This window comes from Peptoniphilus sp. BV3C26 (assembly GCF_000478985.1).
GTDB lineage: Bacteria > Bacillota > Clostridia > Tissierellales > Peptoniphilaceae > Peptoniphilus_B > Peptoniphilus_B koenoeneniae.
The window spans coordinates 20,393-32,040 of sequence record NZ_AWXB01000004.1; the positions used below are offsets into that span (position 1 = coordinate 20,393).

Sequence of the window (11,648 nt, forward strand, 5' to 3'; positions counted from 1 at the left end):
GAAAAATGGAATTATCCAAAAGACAGGTAAAAATTGTAGATATAGTTAAAAAATCTCAGCCTATAACAGGCGATGAAATTGCCGATACATTAAAATTATCAAGAGCAACTATAAGACCTGATTTGGCAGTTTTAACAATGATTGATATTTTAGGAGCAAGACCTAAGTATGGCTATTTTTATAAGGGCATGGTGGAGCTAAAATCATTTAGTGATAGAGTTAGAAATAATCTTGTTGAAGACTATATGAGCGTTCCCTATGCTGTTGAAACCGGGACTAGTATTTATGATTCAATAGTTGAAATGTTTATAAATAATATAGGAACTTTATTTATTGTTGAAAATTCTTATATAAAGGGAGTGGTTTCAAGAAAAGATTTAATCAGAGCAAGTCTTGGAAATATGGAACTTACTAAAACTCCTATAGATATTATTATGACGAGAATGCCCAACATAATAACAATAGATCCTAAAATGAATGTTTATGAAGCCGCAAGAGAACTTTTTGTTCACGAGTTTGACGGCATGCCTGTAGTCGATGAAGATGGAAAAGTTCTTGGCAGGTGGACAAAGACAAATATATTGGATTTATTTGTAGAATTTGGACAAATGGAGGAAAAGTAATGGATAATTTTTTAAATATATTTGTTATTTCTGATTCTGTAGGAGAAACAGGAGAATTAATAGCAAAAGCCGCAGTAAAACAATTTGAATCATCAAACTTTAGGATAAAGAGATTTCCCTACCATAACAGCGTTGAACAAATAGGACCGATTTTAGATTTAGCTGCAAAATATGAAAAATCTATTATTTTTTACACAAATGTTGTAGATGAAACAAGAACTTTTATAAAAAATAGAGCTAAAGAATTAAATTTACACATTGTAGATGTAATGGGTCAGCCTATGGCTGAAATAGAAAAAATTTTCGGCTATCCTCCATTGCGTGAACCAGGATTAATAAGACGACTTGATGAAAATTATTTTAAGAAAGTTGAAGCAATTGAATTTGCAGTAAAATATGATGACGGAAAAGATCCCAGAGGAGCAAGAAAAGCTGATATTTGTCTTGTAGGAATTTCCAGAACATCAAAAACTCCTCTTTCCATGTATCTTGCAAATAAATTTTATAAAGTTGCAAATATACCTCTTGTGCCGGAAGTAGGAGTTCCTAAAGAAGTTTTTGAAAAAGATGTAGATAGGGTAATAGGACTTATATGCAGACCAGAAAAACTTATAACAATAAGAGAAGAAAGATTAAAGTCTTTGGGTCTTTCATCAGGAGCAAGATATGCAAATTTTGATAGAATCAGAGAAGAACTTGAGTATTCAAAAAAAATAATGGAAGAAATAGGCTGTATAGTTATAGATGTAACTGACAAGGCTATTGAAGAAACTGCAGAAATAATTCTTGAACACATTAAGAGAAAGGGTCTTTAATGAATTTAAGAGAAAAAAGAGAAGAACTTGAGCATTTAATTTTAAAACCTTATGCCTCCTTTGCCGACAGGACAAAAAGGAAAAAAGAAGAAGAAAAGGATTTAATAAGAACTGAATATCAAAGAGATAGAGATAGAATCATTCATTCAAAATCTTTCAGAAGGCTAAAACATAAAACTCAAGTTTTTATATCTCCAGGAAAAGATCATTTTAGAACAAGATTAACTCACACCCTCGAAGTTGCTCAAATTGGAAGAACAATAGCAAGAGCTTTGGAACTTAATGAAGATTTAGTAGAAGCGACAGCACTTGGCCATGACTTAGGCCACACACCCTTCGGTCATAGTGGAGAGGCAGTCCTTAATAAACTTCATCCCAATGGATTTAGACACAATGAACAAAGTTTAAGAGTAGTAGAGCTTCTTGAAAATAAAATAGATAGAGTAGGATTAAATCTTACAGAAGAAGTTAAGGACGGAATTTTAAATCACAGTGGAAGTAATTTAGCTTCAAGTCTTGAAGGACAAATTATTAAATATGCAGACAGAATTGCTTATATAAATCATGACATAGACGATGCTATAAGAGCAGGAATTTTATCCAATGAAGATCTGCCTAAAGAATTAATAGAAATTTTGGGAGACACTCACTCAAAAAGAATAAACTCCATGATAACAGCCATTATTAGAAAAAGTTATGGCAAAGCTCTTATAGAAATGGATAGAGATTACTATGAAGCAACAATGAAACTAAGACAATTTATGTTTAATAGGGTCTATTTAGATAAAATTGTAAAAGCAGAAGATGAAAAAGTTAATAGACTTTTGGAAAATTTATATCGTTTTTATAAAAAAGATTTAAATAGAATTCCTAAAGAACATTTAAAAATCTATGAAAATATAGATCATACAGACGATGATATAGTAACTGATTATATAGCAGGAATGACAGATACTTATGCTATAAATGTATTTGCAGAAATATATATTCCTAAGGGATGGGATAATCGTGAGCTTAATAATAAATGATGACGTTCTTGATGAAATAAGATCAAGAGCGGATATTGTAGATTTAATTTCTGAATATGTCAACTTAAAAAAAAGGGGCGCAAACTATATGGGATTGTGCCCTTTTCATGGTGAAAAAACCCCATCTTTTTCAGTGAGCCCCTCAAAACAAATTTTTCACTGCTTTGGTTGCCATGCAGGTGGAGATGTCATTACTTTTGTAATGAAAAGAGAAAACATGAATTTTAGAGAAGCCTGTATTTTTCTTGCAGATAAGTATGGTATTGAACTTGCAGAATCAAAACAAAACGTAAACTACAAAGAAGAAACTAATAAAAGAGAAAGATGCTATGAGGCAAATAAGCTTGCTGCCCTTTATTTTATGAATAAGCTAAAACAAAATAAAGAAGCTCTTTCATATTTGGAAAAAAGGGACATTCAAGAAAAAACAATAAACACATTTGGTTTAGGCTATGCAGATGACTCTTGGGACGGTTTAAAAAACTTTTTAAAATCAAAAGGCTTTACCGAAGAAGAACTTACAGACTACAACTTAATAAGTAAGTCGGATAAGGGTAGATATTATGATAGATTTAGAAATAGAATAATGTTTCCTATAATTGATACAAAAAAAAGAGTCTTAGGATTTGGCGGAAGAGTAATGGATAAATCAGAACCTAAATACCTAAACTCAAGAGATACAATAGTTTTTCACAAGGGGAAAAATCTCTACAACTTAAATTTAGTTTCACAAAATAGCGAAAGAAAAAGAATTTTACTTGTTGAGGGCTATATGGATGTTATTTCTCTTTACAAAAGTGGTATAAATTATAGTGTAGCAAGTCTTGGTACTGCTCTTACAAGTGACCAGGCGAAAATAATTAAAAGATACGGACAAGAAGTTTTAATTTGTTATGATGGAGATGCAGCAGGAATAAAGGCAACTCAAAGAGCAATTGAAATTTTAAGATCCGAAGATATAGCGCCTAAAATTGTAAGCTTGCCAAACAATTTAGACCCTGACGAGTATATTAAAAAGTATGGAAAAATAAATTTTGAACTTTGCTTAAAAGAAGCCAAGAATTTTATGGATTATAAAATCGAAAATATAAAAGCAAATTTTGATTTAAATTCATCCCTTGGAAAAAGTAATTTTACAACAGAAGTGGCAAAACTTATTTCAAGTCTTAAAAATCCCATAGAAAGGGACGTCTACATTACAAAGATTTCTTCAGAGTATAAAATTACAAGACAGGCCATAATGAATTATATTTCTCTTTATTCTAAAAATTATGGAGAAAGCAAAAAAAATAAGTTAAGAAGCTTTAAAACTGAAAAAAAATTTATAAAGCCTAAAAGGATATTTTCAGGGAAAAATCAAAGAGAGCTTCTACTTATAAAATACGCCCTCTATAGTAGCGACTTATATTATAATTTAAAGGCAAAATTGGATCTTGAAGATTTTGAAGATCCCGATGCAAAAAGGGTTTTTGAAAATTTAGATGACTTGTACGAAAAAAAAGTAAATGATAAAATAGAATACTTGTTGGAGAAAAAGTATATTTCTGAAAGTTTCAAAAGACAACTTGATGAAGTGATGATTGATACTTATAATGCAGATGCAATTATAAAAGATTTAGTAAAAGCAATTAAAATCAATAAAATAGAGCAAAAAAGAGATGAAATTTTGAATAAAATCAAAAATTTTGACCCCAAGGGTCCTTCTCTTGAAGATTTATCAAAGAAACTTACAGAGCTTAATAATAAACTAAAGGGAGGCTTATATGACTGATAAGATTGAATATGATGATATTCCCGAATCAAAAGAATCAATAATAGATACACTTATGCAAAGTGGTAAAAAAAAGGGCAACCTCACTTATGATGAAATAATAGATGCTCTTGATGAAGTTCAAATGGATAGTGATGAAATAGATAACATTTATAAAAACTTTGAAGAATCTGGGATTGAACTTTTAGATGATGATAAACCTGAAAACGAAGATGAAAAGAAAGATGAAAAGGAAATTTCTGTTCCCAAGGGCATAAGTGTAGATGACCCAGTAAGAATGTACTTAAAAGAAATTGGGAAGATTCCCCTTTTAACAGCAGATGAAGAAGTGTCCATAGCAAAGAGAATGGAAGAGGGAGAATTTCTTGCAAAAAAAGAACTGGCAGAAGCAAACTTACGTCTTGTAGTTTCCATAGCAAAAAGATATGTAGGTAGAGGAATGTCTTTTCTTGATTTAATTCAAGAAGGAAATTTAGGACTTATGAAAGCAGTTGAAAAGTTTGATTATACAAAGGGATTTAAATTTTCAACTTATGCAACTTGGTGGATAAGACAAGCCATAACAAGAGCCATAGCAGACCAAGCAAGAACAATAAGAATACCAGTACACATGGTAGAAACAATAAATAAACTTGTAAGAGTACAAAGACAACTTGTTCAAGAGCTAGGAAGAGATCCCCAACCAGAAGAAATAGCAAAAGAAATGAATATAGAAGTTGAAAAAGTAAGAGAGATACAAAAAATCGCTCAAGAACCAGTTTCTCTTGAAACCCCCATAGGAGAAGAAGAAGACTCACATCTTGGAGATTTTATACCTGATGAAGAAATTCAATCTCCATCAGACGCAGCAACATTTCAACTTTTAAAAGAACAATTAGGATCAGTTCTTGAAACTTTAACAGACAGAGAGAAAAAAGTCTTGACCCTTCGTTTCGGTTTAAATGATGGAAGAAGCAGAACTCTTGAAGAAGTTGGAAAAGAATTTGATGTAACAAGAGAAAGAATAAGACAAATAGAAGCAAAAGCATTAAGAAAATTAAGACACCCAAGCAGAAGCAGAAAATTAAAGGATTATTTAGAATGATATCAAAAAGACTTTTGAGCCTTGCAAAATATGTAGAAGGCGAAAATATTGCAGATATAGGCACAGATCATGGATTTGTGCCTGTTTTTTTAAGAGAGAATACAAAAATAAAAAAAATAATAGCAACAGATATTTCAAAAGCATCCTTGGAGAAATCTATAGAGCTGGCAAAAATTAAAAATATAAAGAACATAGATTTTAGAGTGGGCGATGGAATAAAAATCCTAGAAAAAGATGAAGTAAACACTATTATAATTGCAGGCATGGGAGGAATTTTAATTTCAAAAATATTGGAAGAATCCTCTGAAATTGCAAAAAATGTAAGACTTATTCTTCAACCTATGCAAGCAAGCGAAGAACTTAGAACCTATCTTTGCGAAAGAGGCTTTGAAATAATTGATGAAGAAGTAATATTTGAAGATAAAAGATACTTTGAAATAATAGTAGCAAAATATGACGGAAAAATTAGAAAATTAAAAAAATATGAAAATCTCTTGCCCTTAAAAGCCCTAGAAAAAAATAAGGAAGAAGCCATAAACTTTGTAAAATTTAAAATAGAAAAAAACCTTCAAATTATGGAAAATTTAAAAGGTAACACAAAAAAACCCTTAATAAGATACATGGAGCTTAAGGGAGAAAATAATTATTTTAAGGAGGTTATAAATGGCAAAAGTAAAAGAAATAATTGAGTTTATAAAAAGTATTGCACCAGAATATATGCAAGAAGATTGGGACAATTCTGGAAGTCAATTATATTTTGATCAAGATACCCCAGGAGTCATGCTTACACTTGACGTTACAGACAACGTAATAGACGTTACAATCAAAGAAAATTATAAATTAATACTAAGCCATCACCCCATGATATTTGGTGGCTTAAAATCCATTGTGGAGGGTCAGTATCTTTCAGACAATATAATAAAAGCAATTTTTAATAGAATATCCATTTATTCAGCCCACACCTCTTTAGACTCAGTAAAAGGCGGAGTAAATGATGCTCTATGTGAAGAACTGAAATTAAAAATAATCGGTCCCTTGGGACAAGGTCAATCAGGCTATACAATGGGATACATTTGTCAGTATGAAAAAGCTTTATCCTTTAAAGAATTTAAAAACAGTCTAAAAAAATATAATGTAAAAATTTATGGAAGACCAAGAGAAATAAAAAAAGTTGCCATCTGCGGAGGAAGTGGCATGGATTTTTTTGAAGAAGCAAAAACCTGTGATGCCTTTATAACAGGAGATGTGAAATATCATGATGGGCAAAAAGCCTATGAAAATAACCTTACTCTTGTGGATATGGGTCATTATACAAGCGAAAAATTTGTTTTGGAAAAATTAAAAAAATCACTTTTAAATGAATTTAAAAATTTGGAAGTGGATATAGCAGAAAGTGATTTTCAAATAAAATAAAAAACTAAAATTGAGTAACATATAAAGTTAAAAAATACCGAAGATAATTTTTCTCCGGTATTTTTTTATAAATTTCTATACACTTTTTATTATTTGGAAAATAAGGAAATTATTATTACTTTGTTCTTTTTATAGTTAATTTAACCCTTGGATGGGGTATAATGATAGTGCTAGTTATATATTAAAATACCCTTTAGCTATGGGGGGGGGTATAAAAACAATAATGCTTATGTATTTATAAGCATAAAACCTAAATTCACATTTAAATTTAATCCATATGAAATGAAATATTTTATGCTAAACCCTAGTAAAATTTACAACATATAAAATTTAATTTAGCATATGGATTAGAGAGGAGAGAAGGTATGAAGAAGAAAAACTTAGTAAGGCCAGTTGCTATGGCCATGGCAGTGTCTTTAGCTTTCGGATCAATACCATACAATGTTATGGCAAATGAACCGACAAGTCGTATAGAACAACCTGCGGCAAATAACATGGCACCTTGGCAACCCATGAGGGGAGGTGGACCGGCAGATGCTATTTCAAGTGCAACCTACTACACTAAAGCCAATTGGGAAAACAAAATCAAGGACAAGTCTCGTTGGAAGGTGGAGGACTCCCAAACTTTAGTTAGAGTAACTACATCTGATCCAATTCAAATGAACGACATCGACTATGATGGTATGTTCATTGACGCAAACGGAAGATACGTAATTAGGCTTGTTTACAAAGAAAAGACACAAGCTGCTTCGGCTGTTTGGCACAAGGCTCTAATTAATTTTGGGGATCTTGAAAAGTTCGTCGACTTTGATTTATCTCATGTTGTAGGCAGAGATGGTAAGACTCAATACAAACTTGAAAATGTAAATGGAATTGTCGGTAGGTCTTTTGATTTGCCATCCGCTGTTGGAGGTAGAGCTAACCAAAGAAAGAATTTGCCTATTAATTTAGTTTTAAAAGAGGGCATTGACTTAAATAGTCTGGGCAATGAAAACTTTATTGTCCAAATGAGAATAACAACTGATGACTATTCGAAAGTATACGCTTATGCACCGGGTAAATCCTCTATGGACTACTCAACTTATACTAAGACTACAGGTGTTTCTTTAGCTGATAAGGTAAACTCTTTATTTTTAAAGGGCGGTTTGCAAGCCGACAGTAACAATGCAACAAATCAAGAGTTTTTTATGTCAGAATTTATTGCAAATCCAAAAGACTATAGTGACACATCAAACTTAGGTATAATTAGAACTCAATACATGGGTCAAAGAGAAGGTCTTGCTGCTACGCCTACTGTTGGTGGAGAACCAATTGCTTATACACAAGTTTTTGATGCTAATCTTGTTAAATATTTGAAAGCTGATTTTAAGGGAAATGTTGGGTATGTCAACATAATGACTGTCGCTAGAGAACTATCTCCATTTACTCAAAATGTTGGAATACCACAAGATAAGATAAACTACTCTGCTGATGGAAAATTAGCTTATATAGTTATCGGTACAAGTGATTTCAGTAAAGATGGCGTAAAAGTAGTACAAGTCCCAAAACATGACCAAAATACTATGATTCAGGGATTTTACATCACAGCGATTGATTATGTAGTAGACAAGGGTAAGTTTGAAGATACTTTTAGCAGCGACAAAGTAAGAAAACTTAACTACTCTACTATGTCAGGTTGGACTAACCCTAACAACAAAGGCTGGACAGTTTTTGAAAAGAAATATGCTAATGATTATGTAGTCCCAGAGGGAGAATCATACTTAATAGATACAACTTCTAAACCAGCCGGAGATCAAATTATGATCCACATTGGTGGTGACCAAGCAATATCAAGAAAGCAACAAGGTTATTACAATGGCTTCGTTACCGGCAAGGAAGCTGTTGATAGCATCACAAAATTTGCAGAAGGTGTTTATAAATTTACACTTAGAGAAGGTGCTACAATAAAGGCTGGACAAAGTCTAAAGATTTACATGCCTTATGATTCAACCTTTGCCGGCCCTGTAAACTTCCTTGAAACGCACAATGGCAGTAATCTAAATGAAGGCGCAGCAACATTAACATTACAAAACGATAGAAATATCAATATGCACCTTTATACAGATCTTCCAAGAGGAGCATCCTTTAAATTAAAATATACTTTAAAAGATGAAACTGAACAAAAAGAACTAGTTTTCACTACACCGAAAGTAGGAACTTTCTGGCAATATAAAGATAATGACAAAGTTCTAACAGGACTACCAAATACATCAATCTTAAGCTCAGGCGGTAATTTCTGGATTAACACAAAAAAATTAGAGCCAGGCAAAGACATTATTGTAGAAGCCTATGATAATAACGGCAATAAGATTGATTCTAAAACATCATGGTTTAAGTATGTAAATATAGACAAGATAAAAAATACAAACAAAATAGCATGGACTGACCACTCTGATAAGTCAGCAATCCTTTCTATAAACAAATCACTTTACACTCCATATCAAGTCTTATTTACAAATGACTATGCAGATGGAACAGATGATTTCTATAAAGATCCAAGAGCATTTACTGGAACTAATGCTGACTTTAAGAAAGACACAAAAGAAATTGTTGGTTACACTAAATATGACGGCGGTAAAGTAAGAACTCTTTATGAAGAAAATAGAGTTGGAAAACTTTACGCAAAAGTCCAAGCTGCCGAAAACGAATACGATAAGGATGGAAACTTAGTCGGTGGCGATGTAAGAAAAAATGTAACTATTAAAAAAGCAGACATCTTCGATGCTCAATTTAATGAAGAAGAAAAAACATATAAGGCTTATGAATATAAGGTAGATTTAACAAAGATGCTTCCTTATCATTCAGATAATAAGACTGAAACTAAACTTGAACTTAAAAAGGATATTAAGTTTGTTTCAACTGCATCAGACGGATCATCACTACCATCTGACCTATATGAAACAAGAGTTAGAGCAAGAGTATTATTTGATACAACAGATGGTCAATTTGCAGATAATACAAAGAAAGCTGTTAAGATTGTACCAGACAACGTTAAGTTCTACGGAGAAAAAGGCTACACAGCTAACGGCTTCGAAGGCGATAATGTTGAAGCAAACACTGGCGACAAGTTCCCAGAAGCACCAAAATCAGGAACAAAAACATTCTTAGGCTGGGTTACTGAAGCAGGTAAGACAGCTTTAGGAGCTACAACAGTAACAACAGCTCGATTTAATGCTCTTAGCAAGGATCAAGTATTTACAAGTACTAGTCCTGTTGAAAAACACTTAGTTGTATATGCTATCTATACAAATGATAAGGTAGTAACCTTTGATGCTAACGGCGGTAAATTTACAGACGACAAAGATGAAATGACTAAGCAAAGCAGCGATTTAGCAAATGTTGAAGCACCTAAGAGAGATGGATATAAATTCTTAGGTTGGGCAGCAACAAAAGACGCTCCAAAAGCTGATGCTGATATATTGAAAAATGTAACTGATTCAAAAACTGTATATGCAGTTTGGGAAAAGACTGCTGAAGAATTAACATTAAATGCTCCAACACCTGTTGAAGTAAAAGACACTAAGAATTTAACTTCAGATGAAAAAGACAAAGTAGCAGAGGCTGTTATTGCAGCTAACTCAACTCTAACAAAAGCTGACATTACAGTTGCAGACGACGGTACAGTAACTGTAAAAACTAAAGATGGCAAGACTGGAACATTAGCACCAGAAAAGACAGTTAAGCAAAAAGAAGTTACTAATGAATTCAAACCACCCGAAAAACCAGTACCTGTTGAAAATAAAAACGCATTAACAGATGAAGAAAAAACAAAAGTTAAACAAGCTGTAAAAGATGCTAACCCAGATAGAAACTTCAAAGATGAAGATATTACAGTAGAAAATGACGGTACTGTAACTATCAATCAAGGTGGTAAAGTTGGAACAATCCCAGCTGACAAGACAGTTGTACAAAAAGACACTATTCTTAATTTGACTCCTCCTGAAAAAACTGAAGTAAAAGACGTAACTAATTTGACACAAGAAGAAAGAGATAAAGTCGCTGCAGCAGTTAAAGAAGCTAATAAAGGCAAATTAAGTGCTGATGCAGTAGTTACTGTTGACAGTAAGGGTAATGTAACAGTTACAGATGGTACTAAGACAGGAACATTAGAAGGAAAAGACACAGTAAAACCATTTGATAGAGCTGGCAAAACATTAAATAACCCAGCAATAACAACAGTAGCTGATAAAAATAACCTTACAGAACAAGAAAAACAAGCTGTTAAAGATGCAGTAAAAGCAGCTAATAAAGAATTAGGCTTTAAAGATGACGAAATCCAAGTCGCAGATGATGGTACAGTAACAGTACCTATGGGAACAGCTGGAAATAAAACTATCCCAGCTGATAAAACAGTTAAACAAGCAACAGCTGATGATAAAATGATTGCCTTAAAAGCACCAGAAAAAACACTAGTTGAAGATAAGACAAACTTAACACAAGAAGAAAAGGATAAAGTTATTGCAGCAGTTAAGAAAGCAAATCCGACTCTTCCACAAGATGCTAGTATTACAGTATCTAACGATGGAGCTGTAACAGTTACACAAGGCACTGGAGACAGCCAAAAAGTTGGACAACTTTCACAAGCCGATACTGTAATTGAAAATATTAAAGCTCCAAAAGCACCAGTTGAAGTAGCTGACCCATCTAAGTTAACAGACGAAGAAAAGAAGGCTGTTGAAGATGCTGTTAAAGATGCAAATCCAAATCTACCAAAAGATGCAACAATAACTGTAGCTAATGACGGATCAGTAACTGTAACAGATAAAGATGGAAAAGAAATTGGTAAATTAACACCAGCACAAACAGTTAAGAAAGCTGAAAAGACAACAGCAGATCAAACTGACCCAACAGTACCAGCTAAGACACCAGTTGCAA

Annotated in this window: 8 protein-coding genes; all 8 read left to right on the forward strand. The window is 32.7% G+C overall.

Annotated elements, in window-relative coordinates; all coding sequences use genetic code 11:
• The first annotated feature begins 5 nt into the window (after positions 1-5).
• Entirely contained in the window at positions 6-623 is a 618-nt protein-coding gene (locus HMPREF1253_RS00245) for a helix-turn-helix transcriptional regulator (RefSeq protein WP_023054758.1), read from the forward strand.
• Positions 623-1,438 (forward strand): pyruvate, water dikinase regulatory protein, encoded by an 816-nt coding sequence (locus HMPREF1253_RS00250; RefSeq protein ID WP_023054757.1) that lies wholly within the window; start codon positions 623-625, stop codon positions 1,436-1,438. Before HMPREF1253_RS00245 ends, HMPREF1253_RS00250 begins: the two co-directional genes overlap by 1 nt.
• Positions 1,438-2,466 (forward strand): deoxyguanosinetriphosphate triphosphohydrolase, encoded by a 1,029-nt coding sequence (locus HMPREF1253_RS00255; RefSeq protein WP_023054764.1) that lies wholly within the window; start codon positions 1,438-1,440, stop codon positions 2,464-2,466. The genes HMPREF1253_RS00250 and HMPREF1253_RS00255 overlap by 1 nt, the downstream gene beginning before the upstream one ends.
• Positions 2,447-4,237 carry a DNA primase gene (gene dnaG / locus HMPREF1253_RS00260; RefSeq protein WP_023054753.1) on the forward strand — a complete coding sequence of 597 codons (1,791 nt, stop codon included), beginning with the start codon at positions 2,447-2,449 and terminating at the stop codon, positions 4,235-4,237. Before HMPREF1253_RS00255 ends, dnaG begins: the two co-directional genes overlap by 20 nt.
• Positions 4,230-5,321, forward strand: a complete 1,092-nt coding sequence (gene rpoD / locus HMPREF1253_RS00265; protein ID WP_023054756.1) for an RNA polymerase sigma factor RpoD — start codon at positions 4,230-4,232, stop codon at positions 5,319-5,321. The genes dnaG and rpoD overlap by 8 nt, the downstream gene beginning before the upstream one ends.
• The gene (locus tag HMPREF1253_RS00270) at positions 5,318-6,010 is read left to right on the forward strand and encodes a class I SAM-dependent methyltransferase (protein WP_023054750.1); all 693 of its coding nucleotides are present in this window, start codon (positions 5,318-5,320) and stop codon (positions 6,008-6,010) included. The genes rpoD and HMPREF1253_RS00270 overlap by 4 nt, the downstream gene beginning before the upstream one ends.
• Complete coding sequence (locus HMPREF1253_RS00275; protein WP_023054741.1) at positions 5,985-6,734, forward strand: Nif3-like dinuclear metal center hexameric protein; 750 nt, start codon at positions 5,985-5,987, stop codon at positions 6,732-6,734. The genes HMPREF1253_RS00270 and HMPREF1253_RS00275 overlap by 26 nt, the downstream gene beginning before the upstream one ends.
• Before the next feature lie 365 nt (positions 6,735-7,099).
• Positions 7,100-11,648, forward strand: a 4,549-nt coding sequence (locus HMPREF1253_RS00280) for an InlB B-repeat-containing protein (RefSeq protein WP_023054763.1), incomplete at its 3' end; no start/stop codon positions are given.